The organism is Streptomyces sp. Je 1-4 4N24, assembly GCF_026239515.1.
Taxonomy (GTDB): Bacteria; Actinomycetota; Actinomycetes; order Streptomycetales; family Streptomycetaceae; genus Streptomyces; species Streptomyces nigrescens.
In genome coordinates this window covers 8,757,393-8,778,595 of sequence record NZ_CP110836.1, presented here as the reverse complement: position 1 = coordinate 8,778,595, position 21,203 = coordinate 8,757,393, and the positions used below count along the sequence as shown (strand labels likewise).

17 protein-coding genes, 1 tRNA gene and 1 pseudogene are annotated in these 21,203 nt (G+C 71.3%); 7 read left to right on the top strand and 12 right to left on the bottom strand.

Annotation, left to right across the window (positions count from 1 at the left end; all coding sequences use genetic code 11):
• Positions 1-907: 907 nt before the first annotated feature.
• A complete protein-coding gene (locus SLV14N_RS38085) occupies positions 908-1,519 on the bottom strand; it encodes a flavodoxin family protein (protein ID WP_109886716.1) in 612 nt (203 codons plus the stop codon).
• Positions 1,520-2,020: 501 nt separating this feature from the next.
• Here SLV14N_RS38085 and SLV14N_RS38080 point away from each other — a divergent pair.
• Complete coding sequence (locus tag SLV14N_RS38080) at positions 2,021-2,326, top strand: hypothetical protein (RefSeq protein ID WP_164764507.1); 306 nt, start codon at positions 2,021-2,023, stop codon at positions 2,324-2,326.
• Between the two features lie 207 nt (positions 2,327-2,533).
• Positions 2,534-2,845 carry a DUF4326 domain-containing protein gene (locus SLV14N_RS38075; RefSeq protein ID WP_263272918.1) on the top strand — a complete coding sequence of 104 codons (312 nt, stop codon included), beginning with the start codon at positions 2,534-2,536 and terminating at the stop codon, positions 2,843-2,845.
• A gap of 55 nt (positions 2,846-2,900) precedes the next feature.
• On the opposite strand, the gene SLV14N_RS38070 is transcribed toward SLV14N_RS38075, so the two are convergent.
• Positions 2,901-3,299, bottom strand: coding sequence for a DUF3662 domain-containing protein (locus SLV14N_RS38070; RefSeq protein ID WP_208687405.1), 399 nt, complete (start codon positions 3,297-3,299; stop codon positions 2,901-2,903).
• A 183-nt stretch (positions 3,300-3,482) separates the two neighbouring features.
• Between SLV14N_RS38070 and SLV14N_RS38065 the strand changes: the two genes are divergently transcribed.
• Together SLV14N_RS38065 and SLV14N_RS38060 are read left to right on the top strand one after the other, a co-directional pair.
• Positions 3,483-4,049 carry a GNAT family N-acetyltransferase gene (locus SLV14N_RS38065; protein ID WP_263273419.1) on the top strand — a complete coding sequence of 189 codons (567 nt, stop codon included), beginning with the start codon at positions 3,483-3,485 and terminating at the stop codon, positions 4,047-4,049.
• Positions 4,050-4,214: 165 nt separating this feature from the next.
• Entirely contained in the window at positions 4,215-4,646 is a 432-nt protein-coding gene (locus tag SLV14N_RS38060) for an HIT family protein (protein WP_208687403.1), read from the top strand.
• Between the two features lie 39 nt (positions 4,647-4,685).
• Here SLV14N_RS38060 and SLV14N_RS38055 read toward each other — a convergent pair whose 3' ends face one another.
• The 10 genes and pseudogenes from SLV14N_RS38055 to SLV14N_RS38015 all read right to left on the bottom strand — a co-directional run bounded on the left by SLV14N_RS38055 (position 4,686) and on the right by SLV14N_RS38015 (position 16,647).
• Complete coding sequence (locus tag SLV14N_RS38055) at positions 4,686-5,105, bottom strand: hypothetical protein (protein ID WP_127148998.1); 420 nt, start codon at positions 5,103-5,105, stop codon at positions 4,686-4,688.
• Positions 5,102-6,727, bottom strand: coding sequence for a hypothetical protein (locus SLV14N_RS38050; protein ID WP_263272916.1), 1,626 nt, complete (start codon positions 6,725-6,727; stop codon positions 5,102-5,104). Before SLV14N_RS38050 ends, SLV14N_RS38055 begins: the two co-directional genes overlap by 4 nt.
• A 15-nt stretch (positions 6,728-6,742) precedes the next feature.
• A complete protein-coding gene (locus tag SLV14N_RS38045) occupies positions 6,743-8,005 on the bottom strand; it encodes an OmpA family protein (protein ID WP_263272915.1) in 1,263 nt (420 codons plus the stop codon).
• Positions 8,002-8,904 carry a hypothetical protein gene (locus tag SLV14N_RS38040; protein ID WP_263272913.1) on the bottom strand — a complete coding sequence of 301 codons (903 nt, stop codon included), beginning with the start codon at positions 8,902-8,904 and terminating at the stop codon, positions 8,002-8,004. Before SLV14N_RS38040 ends, SLV14N_RS38045 begins: the two co-directional genes overlap by 4 nt.
• Positions 8,905-8,939: 35 nt before the next feature.
• The gene (locus SLV14N_RS38035; protein WP_263272911.1) at positions 8,940-11,246 is read right to left on the bottom strand and encodes a hypothetical protein; all 2,307 of its coding nucleotides are present in this window, start codon (positions 11,244-11,246) and stop codon (positions 8,940-8,942) included.
• The gene (locus SLV14N_RS38030; RefSeq protein ID WP_208687397.1) at positions 11,243-11,857 is read right to left on the bottom strand and encodes a toll/interleukin-1 receptor domain-containing protein; all 615 of its coding nucleotides are present in this window, start codon (positions 11,855-11,857) and stop codon (positions 11,243-11,245) included. Before SLV14N_RS38030 ends, SLV14N_RS38035 begins: the two co-directional genes overlap by 4 nt.
• 232 nt (positions 11,858-12,089) lie before the next feature.
• Positions 12,090-13,004: a DNA-binding protein gene (locus SLV14N_RS38025; RefSeq protein WP_263272910.1), complete on the bottom strand. Its 915-nt coding sequence runs from the start codon at positions 13,002-13,004 to the stop codon at positions 12,090-12,092.
• A gap of 222 nt (positions 13,005-13,226) precedes the next feature.
• Positions 13,227-13,388 (bottom strand): annotated as a pseudogene (locus SLV14N_RS39025) (helix-turn-helix domain-containing protein); the annotation flags it as partial.
• Between the two features lie 276 nt (positions 13,389-13,664).
• Complete coding sequence (locus SLV14N_RS38020; protein ID WP_263272908.1) at positions 13,665-15,914, bottom strand: DUF4132 domain-containing protein; 2,250 nt, start codon at positions 15,912-15,914, stop codon at positions 13,665-13,667.
• A gap of 106 nt (positions 15,915-16,020) precedes the next feature.
• The gene (locus SLV14N_RS38015) at positions 16,021-16,647 is read right to left on the bottom strand and encodes a hypothetical protein (RefSeq protein WP_263272906.1); all 627 of its coding nucleotides are present in this window, start codon (positions 16,645-16,647) and stop codon (positions 16,021-16,023) included.
• Positions 16,648-16,877: 230 nt separating this feature from the next.
• On the opposite strand from SLV14N_RS38015, the gene SLV14N_RS38010 reads away from it, so the two are divergent.
• The 3 genes from SLV14N_RS38010 to fabV all read left to right on the top strand — a co-directional run bounded on the left by SLV14N_RS38010 (position 16,878) and on the right by fabV (position 20,749).
• A tRNA-Gln gene (locus SLV14N_RS38010) sits at positions 16,878-16,949 on the top strand.
• A 2-nt stretch (positions 16,950-16,951) separates the two neighbouring features.
• Positions 16,952-19,270: a hypothetical protein gene (locus SLV14N_RS38005; protein ID WP_263272904.1), complete on the top strand. Its 2,319-nt coding sequence runs from the start codon at positions 16,952-16,954 to the stop codon at positions 19,268-19,270.
• Between the two features lie 270 nt (positions 19,271-19,540).
• Positions 19,541-20,749, top strand: a complete 1,209-nt coding sequence (fabV, locus tag SLV14N_RS38000) for an enoyl-[acyl-carrier-protein] reductase FabV (protein ID WP_263272903.1) — start codon at positions 19,541-19,543, stop codon at positions 20,747-20,749.
• Positions 20,750-21,203 lie beyond the last annotated feature (454 nt).

Below are 21,203 nucleotides of genomic sequence, written 5' to 3'. Positions count from 1 at the left end.
CGGTGCGCGGCCAGGACATGCCGTGCGCGCGGCATCCGCGGGCACGGTGAAGGTGGTGGGACTGCCGAACGGGGACGAGCTTCAGCCGGCCGGGACCGGTGGGAGCCGGTGCGCCCAGGGGCGTGCCGGCTCCGGCTGCGCCGCAAGGGCGAGCAGGAGGTGTGCCACGCCATGGCGGCCGTGGTACCTCACTCCGGGGGACGGGCCCCCGGAGTGGTGGTGCTTCGGACCTCGTCCGACGCCCGGCGCGGGGACGGCACCGGAGATCCCGGCCGCCCGGACAACGCGGCACCGTGCGGCGTCGTCGGGTGCTCCCTCCCCGGCCTCGTGCACGAGGCCGGCGCGGAGCCGGGCACCGGCGGCCTCGACCGGTGTGCGGTCCAGCGGGAACCGGGCGGTCGAGGACCGGACGAGGAAGGCTTCGCGGAGCCCGTACGGCGGCGTCACGGCGTCCCGGGACATTGCGGAGGCCGAGAGCGCCGGGCAGAAACGGCCCGGGTCCGGTCCCGGGAGGGCAGCGAGGGCCGCCGCTCCCGCCCGCAGCGCGCGGCTGACGGCCGGTTCGCTCGCCGGGCCGGTCCTCGGGTCACCGCTGTCGGGGCCGCCGCACGGAGAGCGGCCCCGGGCGGGCTCGATCCCGACGACCCCGCGGTGGAGGGCTGCGATACGGATGGAGCGGGCCGTGTCGCCCGGACAGGCGCCGGGAGCGTGCCCGGCCAGGGTGCCCGCGCCCCCACGACGCGGGCCGCCTCGGCCCCGGCCACAGCCGTCCCGATGAGTGCGTGACGGCTGATCATCTCGCGGCGTACCACCCCGGACAGCGTGTCCGCATGGCAAACCGCCGACTCCTGACGGCTGTTCATCGGGTCCCCCCCGTCGCAGCTGCCTCAGTGCGGCTCATCGACGGTCAGGCGGACACCTCGTCGAACCCGACGGCCGCGCGGCCTGCCCGGTGGATGTGGGCGGTCTCGGCGATCCGACGGCCGAGTGCCTCGGCGGTGCGCAGGTCGCTGGCGCAGGGGGTGACGTCCGCACCCTCATCGTTGTTCGACTGGGACATGGCGCCCAGCCAGCTGCCGAGCCGGTTGAGGTCCTCGGGGCTGCCGGAGGAGGTGTTCCAGCCGCCGTACTCGGCGAGGCCGACCCAGACCATGCCGTGCTGGGCGGCGAACAGCGCGATGTCGATCAGCGCGTTGAGCTTGTCCCCCGCCATGTTGCCGCTGTTGGTGAAGCCACCGGCGATCTTGTTCTTCCAGCGCATGTTGTCGCCCCAGACCTGACTGGTGGCCTCGACGAACGTGCGGAAGACGGCGCTGCTGCCGCCCATGTAGGTCGGTGTGCCGAAGATCAGGGCGTCGGACTCCTGCAGCACCTCCCACAGTTCGTCGTTCAGCTCGGCGAGGGAGACCAGTCGCACCTGGGTGTCGGGGACCTTCTCCGCGCCGGCCGCAACGGCCGCCGCCTGCTTTGCGGTGTGGCCGTATCCACTGTGATACGCCACCGCAACCTTGATCTGCATACTTCTCCCCCACCCGGGAACGATACGATGTTTTAGCTTTCACTAAAGCTGTCCAGAAAGCTTTAGGTGCTGGTTACGCTATCCATCCCCGGACTTCCAAGGCAAGCGTCTCCGGCCAACACCCTGAAAAGAAGAGGTAAATCCGCAGGTAGGGGCAGCTTGCGCGACCACTTCCGCACCTCCCGACACCTGCGCATCACACCGGACACCCCGTCATCACGACTGCCACAGCGCCGACTTCGAGGCGACAGGCGAAATCGGACGCTGCGGCACACTTCACTATCAGACACACAGGGCTGGCCCCAGGGGGCTGACTACACGTCAAATACCTTTTCGGCCATGCGACTTCACGACCGTCGGCGACCGGAAGCACACCCGCCCGAGCCATGACCCATAGTGTGACGCACGTCACACGCTGGGGTGTCATACGTCGAGGGGGCGTCATCCGTGTGCAGGGTGTCGGGCCCGCAAGGGGCCCTGGCTACGGGGAAAGGACACGACATGCGTAACAGGCGAATTCTCAGCACCGCGGTCGCCGCCGCCGCGCTCACGGTCATCGGGCTGGGCGGCGCCGCCCAGGCCCACGCCGCCACCGGGACCGAGGCCGCCGCGCCGGCCGCCTCCTCCACGCAGCACCAGGTCAAGCCGATGGACGGCCCTCCCGGGACCGTGTGGACCGGCAAGAAGTTCTGGACCCTCAGCGGCTGCCAGGAGGCCGGCACCGACCTGGTCAGCAGCGGCAAGTGGGCAGACCCCTTCTGTGACGGCTCGGGCCTCAAGTACGACCTGTGGGCCCGGCCGCTGTAAACCCGGTACGGCTTCCGGCACTTCACCGGTAGTCGCCCGCAGTAACCCCGAGTAGGGCGGTCCGTCCCCGCGCACATCCGCGGTCACGCGGGGACGGCCGTCCGGCCGGTCACAAGGAGCAAGGAGCAAGGAGCAAGAAGGCAGCGTGAGGCATGCTCGACCCGCCCCGATGCTGCCGGATGCGGCGGACCGCGCGAGGATGGCGGTATGAAGCGCACCACCGTCGTCAATCTCAAGGGCCACCGGGACGACCCGGACTACGCCGACGTCGTGTACGTGGGGCGCGCGATGAACCGGGGCGGCTGGCACCTCAAGGCGTCGCCGTTGGCCAGCCCCTTCCGTCCGGGCCGGGACGGAACACGCGCGGAGGTCCTGGCGAAGTACCGCGCCTACCTGCTGGAACGCCCCGACCTGCTCGCGCTCCTGCCGGAACTTCGGGGACGCCGGCTCGGCTGCTGGTGTCTTCCGGAGCCCTGCCATGCCCAGGTGATCGCCGAGCTCGCCGACGCGGCGGAGTAGCGGAGTAAGAGCCCGGCGCCGGCCGGCGGGCCCCGGCGACCGGCGGGCCTCCTGGTCAGGTCCCTCGCGGACCGGCGGCATCGGCGGGAATGTGGGCGAGCGCCGCGCTCGAAATGCGGTACCTGCCGTTCGGTACGTCGCCGGTGGTGACATGGACGGTGAGCGGACCCGCTCCTTCGTACCCCCGGTCGACGGCGTGCCGGGCCAGCACATCGGTCAGCTGCCGGCCCACCTCTCCGCCGCGGGCCGCCAGTTCATCGTGCACCTGTGGCGCGAGCTCGACGGTGTAGTCATTGGGGACGAGGACTCGGCTCTGGCTGCACACGACCGCATGGTCGTCACACTCCTGCCGTAGCGCATCGAACAGCTCCACCGGATCGGTGCGGAAAATCTTCGCCAGCAGTGCGCTCTCGCAGTCCTCCACCACGCGTTCCCAACGCCTCAGCATTCCCATGGATTGTCGCCTGCCCCAGGGCGACTGCCACATGCAGGCACATGCAGGCACGATGGGCGTCCGGGAGCACGGCGGATGCGGCGCCGGACGACCCGTCGGTCCGGCGCGGACAACCCGTCGGTCCGGCGCGGGAAACCCATGGACTCCGTCGTACGGGGCCGTCACAATGGGCGCGTGCCGATCATGAAATTCCCGGAAGCCGATACCCCGCCCGCACTCCAGAAGCAGGTGTCGGAGCTCCGGGACGAGGCGTGGCCGCCGGACTCCGCGTCGGCGCCCGGCACCTTCGCCCACGACCCGGCGCTGCGGCCGGTGTCGATGCTGCTGGTCGAGGGTGCCACGGTGCTCGCCGCGCTGGACATCCTCACCAAGGACCTCGTCCACACCGGACAGCGGTACCGGGCCGCGGGGCTGAGCACGGTCGTGACCCGTGGCACCGCCCGCGGACAGGGCCACGGCCGCCGTCTGGTGACGGCCGCCCGTGAGGCAATGGCCGCCATGGACCTGGATATCGGCCTGTTCACCTGCGACCGGCCGCTGCAGCCGTTCTACGAGAGCGCAGGCTGGCAGCATCTCCCCGGCGCGGTGCTCATCGGCGGTACGCCCCAGGCACCGTTCCCCAGCGACCGGCCCGGATTCGACAAGGTCACCATGGCCGGCTTCTTCTCGTCCCGGGCCCGGAGCCATCGTTCCTCGTTCCCGCACTCCCACATCGAGCTCTACCCGGGCGAGATCGACAAACTCTGGTGACGACCGCTGCCCGGGGAGGACGGCCGGTGGCGTTCAAACGGCCGGAATGGGGCCAAGTGCCGTATGAGCGGAGCGAATGGCCGATTATGGATGCAGCGGAGGTGCCCGTCGGCCCGGCCCGGTGACACCAGTCCGACCCGTCCGGCCGGCCCCTGCGGAGGATCGATGGTCAGTTATGGGGAGTTCCGCGAGGTGGCCGGCGAGGCGCCGGACACCGGTCAGCAGCGTCCGCGAACTCCCCGGCGGCCCGGCTGTCCCTTCTGCCTCATCGTGTGGGGCCGGGCGCCGGCCACAGTGCTGCGCGCATGGCCGGAGACCATCGCCATCCGGCCTCGCCATGGCGGTGTCACCGCCGGGCATGTGCTGGTCATCCCCCGGGTGCATGTCGCCGATGTCGCCGAGGACCCGGTGGTGTCCGCGGCCACCATGCTGCGGGCCGCCGAACTCGCGGCGGAGGCCGGGGACTGCAATGTGATCACCTCACGCGGTCCCGCGGCCACCCAGACCGTCCGCCATCTCCATCTCCACCTCGTCCCGCGCGCCGAGGGCGACGGCCTGCTGCTGCCGTGGAGCGCCGTCCGGCCCACGGGGACGTGAGCGGCGCGGGGTCCCGTGCACGGACGGGACCGCCGGCGGTCAGGCAAGGAAGAGGACCGTCATGGTGTCGATGGCGACCAGGACGCCGTAGGAGAGCAGCATCGTCCGGGACAGCGCCACAGCCCGCCAGGGTACGGGTCCGCCGTGCTGCTCGGCGTCCATGCTGAAGGGCGGCACCCCCGGGCTCCCGCGTTCGGCGACCTTCTCGTAGAGACTGCGGAATCTCCGTTCCTGGCGGAGGTAGTAGCTGTCGAGCAGCCAGAACCCCGCTGCCAGTCCCAGGGCGACCGCGGCCGTCTTCCAGCTCGGCCCTCGGGTGGCCACCGCGATGAAGGCGCCGCTGACGGTCATGGCCCAACTCTTGACCAGGAACGAGGTGTTGGCGTGGCGGGCGATCACGGCCTGCAGGAATTCCAGATGTTTCACCTCGTCCGGACAGAGGCCCGGCTGTGCGGTCATGAGGCCGGGCCTCCTTCCTCGGGTGGCCGACTGTCCGTGCCGGCGTCCCGGGGCTCCCCTGCGGGTGCTGCCGGGGGCTCACCGGGAGCCCGGCCCCCGCCGGGCGGCTGCTCCGGGGCGGCGGCCTGGTCGGGTGCCGTGGACTCCTGAGGGGCCTGGTCCTCCTCGGGTGCCCGGACCTCCTCTGATACCGGGACGTCCTCCGGTGCCGAGCCCGCTCCGGGGGCCCGGTCCTCGTCGGGGCTCGTCGTCCCGGCTTGCTCCTCCACGGGCTGTCCGGGCGATGCACGGAACTGTGTGTTGAGGTCGCCGGCGAGGTCGTTGAGGCGGTCCTCGAGCTGACCGGGGCCATAGCGTTCGAGCACCGTGTAGACGTGGTCGAGGAGTTCGAGGCGGGCCCGGGGTGGTGTGGGGTGGTCGGGCGCCCGGTCTCCGGTGGGCGGGCGGGCACCGTTGCGTGCGGAGGCGGGGTGGGGCCAGGCGGGTGCGGTCAGCGGAAGGTCATAGCTGCCGGCCACGCCGGTGCGGGCGCGCTCCTCGACGATACGGATGCATGCCTCGTCGAGCGTACGGTGGGCGTCGCTCGCCGCTGTCTCCACGGTGGACCGCAGCCGCCACCAGGTCTCGGCGTGCGCCACCAGGCTGCGCCGCGCCGCCCCCAGCAGCTTCCTGCCCTGCTGCTCCGCGTCGACGACGGCTCGCCGGACCTCCTGGTCGCTGTCGGCGCAGGGGTTGTGGGCGAGCACCTTGACCACGATCGCGGCGGTGCTGAGCACCAGGGTGAGGATGACGACGGCGCTCTGGTCCGGCGCCAGATCCACATGCTCGCGCACCGCGCCGGCCGCGCGCATCCGCGCCCAGACACCGACCATGGTGAGGATGGCCAGGGTGAAGAGCACCGGCCCGGCCGCATTGGGCCAGGGGAGTTCGCCGGCCTTCCGCCGTTCCGTACGCGGGCTCCTGGGCCAGAGCGCTTCGCGCAGGGCCGCGACTGGACCGCGCCGCGTCCGCTCCAGCGTGCGGGCCGTCCGGGTACGCCGCCGGAAGACGGACTCGGCAAGGAGACTGCCCGCGGCCAGCAGACAGACGGCGACGCCGAAGCCGGGCAAGTAGGCGAGGTAGTAGCCGGGTTCGGTCTCTCCCAGTCCGAAGAACCGCTGCATCAGGGTGCCGATGAACATCGTGTCGAAGGACACGCAGGCCACCAGGGTGGGCCACAGCAGACGCCGCCAGAGCACCGGCCGGCGGCGCAGGCTCTCCGGTCCGTCCTCGGCATGGCGGGTGCGCAGTTCGCCGACGCGCTCCTGGGCCTGCTGGGACGACCGGGCGACCACGAACCGCTCGGCCGCTTCGATGGTCGTCCGGGCCTCCTGGAAGGTCCGGGCGACCTCGGTGGCCGCGGTGCCGAGTCCCGGCTGCGCCGCGGTCAGTGCGGTGTTGGCGTCGGTGAAGGCGCGCATGAGGGCGGCCTGTTCCCGGCTGTCGGTCTGGTCCACGGGCCTGGCGGACGGCCGCTTCCTGACGTCCAGTTCGACGAAGGCGGGGTCACTGCCGGGGCAGTCGACCGCCGACTGATAGCGGGCGGCAGGCCCCGCCCGGTTCTTTCCGTTGGTGGTGTTCATCGCTGCCCGCCGCCCTCACTTCCTGGTGATTTCGATGTCGACGCGCCGGTCGCACTGCAGCTTGTCCTCGGCGGTCATCCGGCCCCCCGCGGTGTGCTCCGGCTTCGCGCAGCCCGTGGGCAGGCCGCGGCCGTGTGCCGTCACCCGCTGCACCCCGAGTCCGGTCAGGACGTCCTTCACCGCGTCCGCACGCGCCTGCGACAGCTGGTGGTTGTTGTCCGGCCGGCCGCGCGGGTCGACATAGCCGAGGACGGTGACCCTGCTGCCGGGGGTGGTACGGGCACTGACCGCGACATCGTTGAGCAGGGGCAGGGCCTGGGGGCGGACGGCGGACGAGTTGGTGTCGAAGAGCGCCGCACCGGGGAGTTCGTAGGTCTCCGGGCGGTCCTGCGCATAGTGGACGGCCGGGTCCTGGGGCGGCTTCTTCCGCGGCTTGCTCCGCTCCGCCGTGCCGATGGCGGTCGGGGCGAGGGTGCAGGAGGTATCGGGAGCGGCCGTTTTCCCGGCGCCGCACAGCCCGCGCCACAGGTTGCTCAGCCAGGTCCGCTGGGCCGCCGTGGGTGCGGGCTGGCCGGTGGCCGGCTGGCCCAGCCCGGCGAGTGTGAGATGCACTCCGGTCAGTGACGGTGTCTCGTCCCGGGCGGCGCAGACCCGGGTGATGGCCTTGATCTCGCTCTTGTCCCGGAAGGCTGCCGCGCGCAGATCGGCGCAGCCCGTGGTGGAGAGCCCGTCGGTCAGGACGAGCAGGCTGCGGCGGCCGGCTGCCCCCTCCAGGGAGGACGTTCCGGCCGTGAGGGCCGCAAGGACATTGCTGCCGCCGCTGCGGGGAACGGCTCGCCCCGCCTTGTCCACCAGGTCGGTCAGACAGCTGACGGCTTGCTGCTTCCGCTTCTTCTGATTGATCTCGTTGTGGTTGTCCTTGACCCAGTCGGCCGAGCGGTCCTTGGCGATCCAGGTGATCTGCGCCGAGTCGCCGCTGAAGCTGCCGACCGAGACCGTGTCCTTGCGCTCGACCACCGAGGTGAGCAGAGCGCCGATGCTGTGGGCGTAGTCACGCGCGCCGGCCGGGCCGCTCACGGAGGTGGAGCCGTCGACGAGGACGACCGTACGGCCCGCAGTCTCGACGGGGTCCCTCATCCAGGCGCAGGCGTCCAGGCGTGGGGCCTCGCCGCATGCGCCGAGGAGGCCCGCCATCAGGGCCGCTCCCAGGGCGCCGGCGATCGTGGGCACTGCCCTACGGCGGATTGCCCGGGTCGCTGCTATGTCTGCGGTGTTCACGGTGCCAGCTCCTCGACATCGCCCACGGTGTCCACCCAGGAGAAGGGGCTCAGCCCCATCTGGCGGCAGAATTCGCTCAATGCCTTGTCGTAGGCGTTGGCGTACTCGAACAGGCCCACCTGCTCGTGGTGCTTGGTCGCCGCCGTGAGGACGTCGGCGAGTGCCTCGGCCCCGTTGCGGCGGGTGTTCTTGAGCGCCTGCATGACCTTGAAGAAGTCCTCGTCGGCGAGTGCCGCGGCGAAGGGCACCAGGAGCCGCCGCTCGGCCGCGCCGAGGGTGCCCAGCAGCTCCAGTTCGCTCATCACCTGCAGCCAGCGCTCGGTGAGTTCCTGCACCTGGTCCGCCTTGAGTTTGCCGAGGCGGTGCTCCTTCTCCATCCGCACTTCGGCGAGGTGGAAGGGCAGCACATGCTCGCGCAGCGCCGGGTCGATCCGCATCCGCACCGAGGGGCGGCAGCGGATGAGGCCCTTCTCATCGTGGTAGCACCAGCCGCCGCGCAGCTCCTTGTTGACGGCCTTCTCCGCGGCCACCGGATCGCCGGGATCGCAGGCGCGGGCGACGGACCAGGCGCGGCGCAGCAGCTTGCCGCGGGCCGCCTCCTCGTGGAGCGCCGCGCGCTCCCGCAGGACGTCCAGAGTCATCTCCCGGCTGCTCCAGCGGAAGTGCGGGACGAGTTCAAAGGCGAACACATCGCCCTCGGCGGCCACCGACAGCGTCTCCTCAACGGGCGGCAGCTCCACGCCCACCTCGGCCTGTGCCGCCTGCCCGAGCGGCGAGGTGTCCTCGCCGTCCGGCTCGTCGACGGTCTCCGGGGCGCCGTCGGGCTCCGTACCGCCCTTGCCCGTGACCCGCCGCCACCAGCTGCGTAGCCTGGTGCGGAGTCCGTTGCGCTCTGCCATGGTCTCTCTCCTCTTCGTATGCGTACGGGGTGTCGTCAGGACGCGGAGCCGGAGGCGGCGCCCGCTTTGGGGGGCTGGTCCCGGAGCTGGCGAATGGTGCGTGAGTCCGGGTGCCGGCCGGCCCACATGGCGAGGTAGAACCCGGCGCGGAGGGACAGCGGCCGGGCGCAGATGCGCGGGACGAGGACCTCCAGGAAGGCGGCCAGCTCCTTGTCCGCGTCGCCTGCGAGCAGCCAGCGCCGCAGCAGGTCCCAGGCGCGGGTCGAGCTGTCCTGCCCCATCAGGGCGTGGCGCCACAGGCGGACCAGGGCTTCGGCACGGTCCTGGTCGGTCATGGCGGTATCGGCGAGGACGGGCCGGTCGCGGCGGTCCGGGCCGGCGCCGTAGCGGCTGAGGATCAGCAGGGTGCGGATGGCGTGTTTGGTCAGATGGTCGTTGTCGGAGGTGATCCAGCGGTCCAGGGCGTCGGCGGTCGGGCCCGGTGCGCCGGCGAGGTAGAGCCAGGACATCGAGAAGGCCACCGAGCTGCTGAAGGCCAGCTCCGGCCGGGTGCCCAGCTCGCGCAGCGCCCAGAGGGTGTCCGGGACGTCCTGGGCGCCGACGAGGGTGCCGTACGCCCGGGCCGCGCTGTCCTGGAACTCCCACCGGGGGCTGCTCAGCCAGCTTCTGATCTGGGCCCGCACCCGGCCCACCATCCGGGGGTCGTGGGCGGCCATCTCCAGGGCGAGCGCGGCGGACTGCCGATAGGCGGCGGACTTGCGGGCCCAGTGCCGGATCAGGTCCCGGTAGACGCTGTCGAAGTCATGGCTGAGCAGAATCCCGGCGATATGCGCGGCCCGTACCCGGATCCGCTCCAGCGGCCCGGCGACCAGCGCCGTCAGCCATTCACGCAAGGGATCGCGCAGACTGTCGTAGTCGTGCCAGACGACCTCGATGACGGCGTGCATCAGCTCTTCGTCCACCAGCCGGGCGCACCGGGGGTTGTCGTCGGTGCGGCCGCCGGACATGGCGTCCCCGGAGGCGCGCATCTCCTGGGGGATCAGCTGGTCCAGTTCCCGCTCGAAGACATGGTTGGTGGGCGCCGGTTCACGGGTTTCGTAGCGCGGCAGCACGGTCGCGCTGAGGACTTCGCCCGCTTCGAAGACATCGGAGAGCGGGTGGCCGTGGAAGAACGCGTAGGCGATACGGAACGCCTGGCGGTGCGGATCCAGCACCGGGCCGTGCGAGGTCTCGGCGGGGACCTGGAGCAGTTGTTTGGCCAGTCGGCGCAGCCGGTCGCGCCACTGGCCGATGATGTCGCTGAGGCTGGTGTCCTCGGAGTGGATGCTCTGTGCCAGGAGCTCGGCGAACTCCACGACGCTGCGTACGGACGGCGCCCCGTCGAGGGTGCGCTGCACCAGCTGGGACTCCAGCATCCGGGCGGTGAACGCCGTGGTGTGCCCGGTGCTGCAGTCCTGGTGTCGGCATGCTCCGGGGTGGCCCGCGAGCAGTCTGCGCAGATGTACCGCCAGGACCTTGTCGAGGGCCGGACGCCGGTGCTCGAAGGCGTGCGGACGCAGCCGGTCGGGTTCCACCCTGCCCAGCTCGCCGATGATGACGAGGAAGGCGCGGTGTTTGCGGGCGAGATGGCCAAGTGTCTCCAGCGTCGACAGCTTCAGCGGCTGATCGCCCAGGTCCACCACGAAGCCACCGGGGGTGAGCAGGTCGTCGGCGCGTTGGCACAGCGCCTGCAGGATGCCCTGGGCCTCGCTGTGCAGGATCCTGATGCCGTCGTCGGGGCAGCAGCCGGCGAGCAGTGTCAGTGCCGTGGACTGACGGCCGCTGCCCGGCTGCCCGGCGAGCACCAGGATGTGCTGGGCCGCGAGCCGGGCGGCCATCTGTATCTGCTGGTCGACGTCCTGATGGGAGTCCAGCTGTTGGGCGACGGTCAGCGAGGAGACGCTCAGCACCTGGATCTCGACGCCGGTGTCGCCGCCGAGGGTCAGCTGCTCGGCGTAGAAGGCGGAGCCGCTGCCGTTGGCGACCGCACTGCGCTTGAGCTTGTTCAGGGCGTTCTGCTGCCGGGCCTGCTGGTAGCGGGTGAAGTCGCCGCCCTCGCCGGTTTCCCGGCGGGGGGCTGAGCGGGCGGTGTCCTGGGCCGACGGCCGGCTGTCGCCGGCCAGGGCCGCTGCGGGGCCGTCAGGGGCGCCCGCACCGGTGGCCTCGGTGCCGTCGGACGGTGCGGCCGGGCCCGGCTCCGGGGCTTCGGCCGCGTGCTGTGCCGGCTCCGCCGCGGCGGCTGCGGGCTCCTCGGCCGGCACCTCCGCGGCTCCCTCCGGCCCGGCCGGTTCGGTCTCGCTCACTGTCGGCCTCCGCTCTGTGCGTTGCGGTCCTCGTTCACGGTGGCGTTGCCGCTCCCGCCGTTGACCACGGCGCAACCGCTGTAGGTGGAGTGCGAGCCGGCCTGCGGGGCGCGGCTCGCGGGAGGTGCCGGCTGCGGATCCGTCCTGCGCACCGGTACGTGGCCGCGCAGTGCCTCCGTGATGACGGGGAGGTCGAGATGGGCGTACGGCACCCGCAGCTGCATGAACTGCCGCTCCGTCAGCTCGGCGATGTCGGCGGGCAGTTGCTCCTTGGTCGGGAGCTGCGCCGAGTCGATCAGCACGGGGATGACGGTCTTGCGCCACATGAGCGCACGGTGGATCTCGTCGTGGACGTAGTCCCCCGGTACGTCGATCCGCCGCCGGCCGTCGGTGTCGCACAGCGAGAGCCAGTTCGGGCCGATGAGCACGAGAAGGACCCCGCAGCTTTCGAGGTGACGCCACAGCTCGGGCGGAAAGTGCGCGCCGGGCGCAGTGGTGCGGCGGTCCCGGAAGACGTTCTCCGGGCCGAATACATCCTTCAATTTCTCGTCGAGCAGGACAGCCGCCACGGCGCCATCGCCGGTCCGGTAGTTGATGAATACTCCGGCCATGATTGTTCTGCCTTTCCTCATGAGGACAGCGGTGGATTGCGGCAGCCGGGTTCTGTCGGGGTTACTCGGGCTGTCGCGGGCACAGGGGGATGAAGCCGAGATTCACAGGGGTTTCAGACGTGGTCAACGCGTTGCCCTCGGCCTTTTGGCCGGGCAACGGAACACCACGGGTTCGGCGGGAGTGCGGTTCTTCGGGCGGCCTTCTGCGCGGTGCGGGACGGTGGTCGAGAAGTCAGGCCGGAGTTCCCGGACCGGTCCGGTGGGTGTGCAGACCGATCGCGAGGTGCGGAAGGGTCCGACGGACGGTCGGATTCTTTGGCCAACGATTGAGTGCACGGCTCAGGCGCAGAAGATCGGCGCGGATGGTGGCCGAGTCGATGAGGGCAACATGAGAAGCGACCAATTCCGCGATCGCACAGGCCTGTTCGATTTCCCCGACGTTCGCCAGTGCAAGCGCCAGCCGGGCGCCATATCGGGCTCTGGCGCGGCGGGATTCCGGCGGAATGGCCTCCAGACCGTCGCCGAGCAAAGTAACGGCCTCCGCCGGGGAACCGAGGTCGTGCATGCACCAGCCGGCGACGAAGGCCGTCAGATCCGGCAGATGGATACTGCCGAGGACCGGGTCCGCACCGTCCGGCGGCACCGCTCCGGCGGTCAGCTCCGCGCCGCGGTCGAGCGCCCGGCGGCAGGCGTCGCGGTCCCCCACCAGCGCGTGCCCCTGCGCCTCGCGCTGTGCGGCGAGTCCGCGGATGCGTACGCTGCGGGCCTGCTGTGCGGCCCGCCGTGCCAGCTGAACGGTGGCCACCGAATCGCCGGTGTACAGGGCCAGTTCCGCCCGTCGGATCAGGGCGTAGGCGGCCAGTTCGTCGTCACCGCCGTCCGCGGCGAGCTGGACCGCCTGTTCGGTCCACCACAGCGACGCCGCGTCGCTGCCCGCCTCCTGCGCCATCCAGCCGGTGTACTCGGCGAACCGGGAGGCGAGCCGGAGCACGACATCGCGGTGGGCGGGCTGCGCCTGATGGGCCATGCCCCGCAGCGCGCTGGTGGCCGCGATGCAGAGCTGGGCGACCACCGACGGCCCGAAGAGCTGCCCCAGCCGGCGGAACTCGTCGAAGACATTGCGGAAGTACGGCAATGCCGAATTCATCTCCCCGCTTTCGAGGAGAGGCGGCGCGAGAGACCAACTCACAATGGTGGAGGGCAGACCCCCGCCACCGGGCGAGGCGGGGTCGAATGCCACGAAGTCGCTCTCACCGCCGGCTTGCATACGTAAGGTCCAGGGCGTACCGACATCCGCCTCGGTCATCGGCGTCACAGCGGTACTGCGCTCGGGTGCGGAAATCAGGCTGCTGAGTTGTCCGCCGGCATGGAGAGCGCTGTCACATAACTGTGCAAGATCATGGCTGGGTGCCTTCACACCACGCTCGATCTTGCTCAAGTGTCCTTTGGAAAAGCAGATCAGGCTCGCCAGTTCTCCCAGCGACAGCCCCGCTTCAATCCTTCGCCGGCGTAACTCCGCCCCGAACCGCACAGGAATCCGCTGCACCCCGCTCGCCCCCCTCGTCGTTCGCGACCGGTGAAGGGAGTGTGCCACGCATCACACCAACTCTCACATCCCCTTCACGAATTGCTTGCTATCGGTTTCATCACGCTCCGCTTCTGAGTGGGAAATCCCCTTCCCCGCAGGAAGGACGCCTTGCGCACCGGCCACATCGAGGCTGCCGCCCGTTCCGCAACGCCGAGACCTCTGCGCGGTGGGCCGCCCTCGCCACCCCGGACAGGGCGACGGACCGGCTCGCCCACTCCGCTACCGGCCCGGAACGGAACCCTTCTCCAGGAGGTGGTTCACCGTGTGGACGACTCGCTCCAACAGCGCTTCGTCGTACGGCAGGAAGGGCAGCGGGACGGCGCGCCGACCGGTGGGCAGATCGATGTCGACCGGATCGCCCTCCCGGGTCACCCGGCCGGTGGCCAGGTGGATGTCGTAACCGTCCAGGTGAAGGTGCCGGTCGCCCAACTCGATACGGCCGGAGGCTATGTGCTCGGCGAGAACACGGCGCAGTGCCGCCCGGCGGAGTCGTGCGGTCCGGCCGAGCGGCTGGTCGTAGAGACGGTTCAGCACATGCCGGGTGTCGCGGTCATGGGCGTGCTTGGCGCACCAGGCGAAGCTGCCGGTGCTGGTAAGGAGGTCGACGGAGCGCAGGATCTCCGACAGCCGGACGGCATCGACACCGGCCAGGGGCTGGGGGCCTCCGTCAGCGCGCTGGAGGAAGACATCCTGTGCCTCCGCCCAGCCCGAAGCGCCGGGGTAGAGGTTCCCGGCGACACCGAAGCGGGCCTTCATATCCCCTACGGACAGGGTGAGTTCCTCGTCCTCGATATTCCAGCCCTGGCGTACGGCAAGGCCGAGGACGGCTTCGATGCGGACGAGGTGGCCACGGAACATCGTGGTGGAGTGACCGGTCTCCTCGGGCAGATAGTGCTCCCGGTAAACCTGCCGGAAGGGCTGGCGCACTTGGCGTGCGGAGATCCGGTCGCGCCAGGTCCGCCGTTCGGCAGGAGAGGCCCGGGCGGGGTGCCAGAGCCGGACCGCCGCGGAGGGCGCGGGCTCGGGGAGGTCCAGGGGCCCGGTCGCGGGCAGCACCGCCCGCCATGCACCCGGCGCGCACTCGATCTCCCAGACCAGGCCACGGGCGGTCCCGCGGGCCACGGGGTGCCCGGCGAGCGCAGCCCGCCAGCGGTCGTAGCGATAGACGGTCCCCTCGGCGTAACCGCCCTCCAGCGCCCTTGTCAGGGTGCGTACTTGGGCCCGGGTCTTGCCCAACAGGTCACGGGCGAAAGCGGTTTCTTCCAGGTGCTCACGCCGGACCGACACCGGCAGCGACTTCACGGTGCGTCCGTCGGCACCTTCCCAGGTCAGCGTGGCTTCATCGGTGACGGTGAGCACGGCGGTACAGCTGCCGCAGGGGATGCGCCGGACGCCGTCGGGGCCGTATCCGAGGTCGGGGAGGCGGAGCGCGACCTCCGTCCGCCGGCCGAGTTGACGCTCGGCTCGGCGCAGGAGGCGGTCGAGTTTCTTGCTGACGCCGGCATGCCGGACGACCCTGCGGGCTTCGCGCAGGGCGGCGATGGCCTCGGGCGTCGGGTAGGCCTCGACGGCCTGCGCGAGGGCGATACAGGCGCCATGCGAGGGAAGGGTCTTGGCGCTCGTGGGCGCCACGGCGACCTGCGGCAGCAGGGTGGCGAAGGCCTCCTCCGCCCACGGTTCGTCACGTCGTAGGGCCAGCCGGGCGGCGCGACGGAGGGTGTCCGTGTCGGCCGGGGTGAAGGCCTTGTCGGCGGCGTAGGGGATCTGCCCGGCATGAAGAGCGGCGAGATGGTCGGCCGCGGTGCGCAGGGCGTGCCGGGCGAGCTCGGCGTGCAGCGCCTCGGACGGCTCCGCGTCCCGCTCCGGCAGTGGCGGCCATTCACCCGCCAGGGGCCCGTACCGCTGGTCCTCGGCGAGCATCGCCCGCTCCCGGGAGCCGGTTGCGAGCATCACCTCCAGCTCCGCGAGGCGCAGCGGACTGTCGGTGTACAGCACACGCAGACGCGCGGTGAGTTCCTCCTCCACCGCCGGGCCGGCCGGCACGGCCACGGCGAGCGCGGCGTCGGCGACCCGGTCGGCCTTCGGCCCGGCCGTCCGGACCAGGAGTGCGGCATGCTCCGCCAGTGCTTCCTGGTCCCATGGCTCCGTACAGCGCAGCAACGCCCCGGCCGCATGGCGCACATCGGTGGGCCGCGGTGACGCGGCCAGCGCGGCATAGAGGTCAGTGAGAGAGGCGGCAGTGAAGGACGGCTGCACCTTGGCCCAGGTCACTTCGCGGGCGACGCGGCGGGCGTGGTCCGGGGCGCTCTCGTCGGCGAGGGTGCGATAGGCCGCGGGCAGCAGCGCGCCCAGTTCCCCCGGCGTCAGTCGTGCGCAGGCGGACCAGATGCCGCCGGACCAGTCGGCATCGGGCTGCGGCCCGGCCATCGCGGCCCGCAACTGCGCGGCGTGCGGTGACAGTTCGTCCATGACCACAGACCGTAGCCGCAGGGTCTGACAATCCGGCCCGGCCACCGCCGCACCCGACCGCGCAGGCCCCGGGCGGGCCGGCCTGCTTGCCGGCTGATGAGGCGGGCTAGCTGATGAGGTCCTGTGGGCGCAGGTAGCCGGCGGGCCGCTCGTGCTCGCCGAACCAGCGGTGTGCGGCGCGGGAGCGGGCCGCGTCGATCAGCTCGTTGCCGTAGTGGCGGATGGCGAAGGCAGGGATGCCGATGCGGTAGCGCCGGTCGGGTACGCCCGCCACGTCGGCCTGTTCCTGGACGAACAGCGGAGCCAGCGCCGGGTCCTGCGGTTCCTTGACGCCTCCGGTGGGGCACAGCTCAAGACTCACCAGCCGGTGGCCCGAGCTGTCCGGTCGTTGGTGGCACCAGAACAGGCCCACGGCGTCCAGCGTGTCCCACGGGATGACCGCATGCGTCGTCTTGTTGCGCCGCCACCACACACCGGTCGCATCGAACGCCAGGTAGGCGTCGCGGTCCCCCCACCCGACCCACGCCATGAACACCCCGACCGCGCCGAGCGCCAGGAACCAGATCACCGCGAACACCCAGGCGCCGACGCCGTATCCGTGGACGGCACAGGCGACGGGCATCGAGATGGCGAGGGCGAGACCGGCAACGGCACCAGGCAGGGTCCGGCGCATCCGCTGCTTGCCGAAGCGGAACATGGCGGCGTCAGGGGCAGGTGTACGTCCGGGGAGCATGCACAGGAGTCTACGAAGTGGCGGCGCCCCGCTGGACGGCGGGCCGCAAGCGCCCGGATCAGGCCGGAAGTCCGTATGCGGCCGGAAGTCCGTATGTAGCCGGAAGTCCGAGGCAGGCCGGAGGTCCGTATGCGGCCGGGAGTCCGTCTGCGGCCGGGAGTCCGGCTCCGCGCCAACCGTCGAAAACTCGTTTGGACGGCCGCGGGAATCCGTCTAATCTCTCGGATCATCGACGTGTAGCTCAGCAGTAGAGCGCCGGGCTCTGGACCCGGAGGGCGCGGGGGCGGCACCCGCCACGTCGGCTATGAATGACGACGCTGAGCAGCAGCCCCTCACCCGGATCCCGCCCTATGCGCGGGACCAGTTGGCGAAGGCATTCGTCACGGCGCTGACCCACGAGGACGCCGGAACCCGCGAGCGCGCTAAGGACCGGGCCCGCCGCTGGCGCGGAATACTGGACGGCCTGGCCGACGGCTCGTTGACCGTTGGTTCGCGCACTCCGGTGGCCGGCCTTCCGGCCTGGGTGACCCCCGAGGTCGTCCGGGGCGGCTTCGCGACCGGTGAGGCGAGCGCCGGTGGGCCGCTCCAGCCGTACGAGAAGGAGGCGGCGCGCCGGGCCGGTGTGCCGGCCGACCGCCGGGCGCTCTTCGTGCATGCGCTGACCGAGGCCGGGCAGGCAGATCTGTGTGCGCTGCTGGACGACGGGCGCTATGAGGTGTCGGTACCCGAGGAGGCCGCGCTGCTCACCGTCGCCTGGCTGGTGCGCTCCGGGCAGGTGACCGAGGCGGTGGAACTCGTCGAGGTGCTGGAACCGTTCGCCGGCCGGCTGCGGTTCACCCCCCGGCCGTCGGCCGCGCCTGCGCCGGACGCCTCCGCGGTGCACCGCCGGACGGTCGCCGACGCCGGCCGGGCCCTGGTGCGACGGCGGCCCCACGCGGCGGTCGAGACCCAGCGGGAAGCGCTCACGGTCTGGCAGCCGTTCGCCGACGAACTGCTGGTCCACTGGCTGGAGACCGCCGAGGGCGAGCGGGTCCTCGCGCGCACGCCGGACGAGGGCTGGTACGAGCGGGGGGCCGCCCTCCTGCACCGCTACCGGCTGCTGGCGGCGGCCCATACGCGCTGCGGAAAGCACCGCGACCCCAAGGAGAACCTGGGCATCCTGCGCGGCGCGCTGGAGGAGACCGTCGCCGGGCGTCCGCTCGATGCCCGTCGGATCGGTCTGCTGCGGCACGCCGTCGCGTCCATGGTGCGGCGTCGCGGGGTGCCCGGATCCGCGCGGCACTTGACACTGCGCGGCCGCCAGGCGGCACAGGGGGCGCTCCCCTCGCACCACGCGCTGGCACAGCTGGTGCTCCGCCGGCTCGGCGAACTCCCCCAGGACATGGGTGCGGCCGATGTGGAACCGCTGCTGGTCGCGGTGACCGAGCGGGAACACCAGGAGACCGGACTGCCCGTGGGAGCCCCGGTTCCGGCGTCGGTCCGCGGGGTCGTCGAAGCGACGCTGAGCGCTCCGCTCGGCACCCTCGTGGAGCGGGGCGTGGTGCCGTCGGCCGAGGTCCTGGCCGAGCTGGTACCACAGCTGGTCGCCGCCACTACCGCACAGGCCTGGCCCGACGGGGCGCTGCGGACCCTGATGGCCGCGAACTACCGGGCGTTCCGAAACCGCCGTTCGCTGCTGCTGCTCCATCTGGAGCGGCAGGTGCGGGTCGAGGATCTGCCCTGGGTACGGGCGGTGTCCGGGCAGCGGGGCGACGAGGCCGGGCAGGAGGGCGCGCATGCCGCGCTGCGGCAGCTGGGCGAACTGGCCGTGCAGGGATTCCCCGGCACGCTGCTGCCCAACCCGCTGGTCCGCGAACTCGGTGTGCTGGCCCGCCAGGCCGACCTCGGTGCGCCGATGGTCGAGGAGCTGGCGGCGGACATCTTCATGGACACCTTCAGCCCGAAGTTCCTCACGGCCGCGAGAATCGCGGGCGAGCTGCTGCGCGGCACGCTGTACGAGCGCTACTACGGAATCGACTACGCGCATATCCGCAACCTGGCGATCGCCGAGGCGGGAGAGGCACTGACCCGTGCCTACCGGCCGCGTACCTCCCCGCAGTTCGCCCGGCTGTGCACCGCGCGGGCCGGGGCGTCCGGGCGGGGCTCGGTGGCGGCGAACGGCAAGGTGATCGAGCAGGCGCAGATCCTCACCACGCACAATCTGGCGACGCTGGTACGCCAGGTGGGCATCGCCCCGGAGCCCGGCTGGGAGGATCTGGCCGGCCGCTGCTTCCGTACGGTCTGCCGGCTGGTGGCCCGGGTGCACCACAACCCTCGGCCCCTGGCCACCATCAAGGACGCGGCGTACGCATGGCGGCAGCTGATCTTCTTTCTCGCGCTGTGCACGCCCGCCGAGCAGACACGGCTGCTCGCCGGCCTGGACGAGGAGACGGCCCGTCACCCGGCGCATGTCGCCGCCCGGCTCGCGCCCGCCCTGGCGGGGCTGCAGCTGGTCGCGGCCGGCGGAAGCTTCGCCGACGACGGGACGGCGCTCGGTGGCCGGGCCCGCCGTTTCCTCGGCTGGAGCACCGAGAAACACTGGCTGCGCCGTCTGCCGACGACGAGGGAGCAGGCGGCGGGCTGAGGGGCCGTCTTGCCGGGACCAGGGCGTGCGGGCGCGGGGACCGCAGTGAGGGCCTGTCCGGTGGGCCGGCATGGGCCCACCGGACACCTCGCAGACGCATCGGCACGCCCCCTCACTGCCCGAACCGAGGGAAAACCTCCAAAACGGCCCTCTCATTACTGTGTCCGCCCAGCTGATCATGCGATCGTGCTTGGTCGCAGACTTGCAAGGCGCGGTGTGTGCTCCGGCCCGGCCGCCTCTTCCTCCGCGACGACCCGAAGGACGTGCCTCATGAGCGAACGAGTCATCACCCCGCGCAGCCGTGGCTTCCTCTTCCTCGACTCCCATCCGGCGGGCTGCGAGCGCCTGGTGCAGGAGATGTGGCAGGCCGTCCCCTCCCCCGCCGAGGTCCCGAGCAGCGCTCCGGTGGCACTCATCGTCGGCTCCTCGGCGGGCTACGGGCTGGCCGCGACGATCGCCGGCCTCGCGCGGGTAGGCATCCGCGGTATCGGCGTCTGTTTCGAGAAGGCCCCCACCGAGCGGCGCACCGCCACCGCCGGCTGGTACCGCACCGCCGCCACCGCTGAACTCGCCCGCCGGCACGGTCACGAGATGGTCTTCCTCAACGGCGACGCATTCTCCGACGCGATGAAGGACCAGGTCGCGGAGGTGCTCCGGGAGCGCTTCGGCCGCCTGGACCATCTGGTCTACTCGGTCGCCGCCCCGCGCCGCACCGACCCGGACACCGGTGCCACCTACACCTCCGCCCTCAAGCCCATCGGCGAGGCGTACCGCACCAAGACCCTCGTCTTCGACAGCGAGGGGGCTCCGGAGGTCAAGGAGGTGGAGACGGCGCCGGCCACGGAGGACGACATCGAGCAGACCGTCGCGGTGATGGGCGGCGCGGACTGGGAGCGGTGGATCGACCAACTCGCCGACCGTGAGCTGCTCGCCGACGGATTCACCACTGCCGCCCTGTCCTACATCGGCTCCCCTCTGACGGACGGGATCTACCGGCAGGGCACCATCGGCGCCGCCAAGTCTCACCTCGAAGGGACCGCCCGTACGCTCAACGAGCGCCTGGACAAGCTGGTCGGCGGCCGTGCGGTCACCTCCGTCAACGGGGCCGCGGTCACCCAGTCCTCCACCGCCATCCCCGGCATCGCGCTCTACGTGGGCCTGCTGCGCGGCGTCCTGGGCGACGCCATGGTGCCGCCGATCGCCCAGCTGGCCGGCCTGTGGGACCAACTCACCGGTGCCCGGCCCCTCGATGTCGACGACGACGGCCGGGTCCGTCTCGACTCCTGGGAACTCAACAGCGCGGTGCAGGCCGCCGTGACCGAGCGGTGGGAGACGGCCACCACCGAGACCATCACCCGCCTCGCCGACCTCGACTGGTTCCATGCCGAGGTCCAGCGGCTCTATGGCTTCGCGGTACCGGGAATCGATTACACGGCCCCGACCGCCACCCAGGTTCCTTGGCCGGACGCCCTCTCCTGAGCGCGGGAAGAATGCCGCCGGGCGCCCGAAAGCTGCGAAAAGAAGGCCATCGAGTGGCCCTCGCCGGACGCGATCAGATTTCCGTCTCCGCCGGTTCGCCGAGTAACTCGGTGAGCCGGGCGGATTGTTGACGGTGCCACAGATTCGGCTGACTGCGATACGGCACCATCGAATGCAGATTCCACCGGCAAGGAATTCCGGCAACAACTGGGCACGGTCGCCACCCCCTCCGGTTTCGTCTCCCATGGCGCCCTCGCCGATGAGGATCCGGTGAGGATCCGTGAGGATCCGGCCCGATGGATGGCGGGAGTTGCCACTGCCCAATGCGTTCGGTCACACCGCCGTTACGCAACAGGGGCGCCCCGACCCCCGGCTCCCACAAGAAGGCTTATAGCCGGGCTGTGACTGTACTCAGCACCGGCGTCGCGGATTCTGCGCATCCCTCGGCGATATT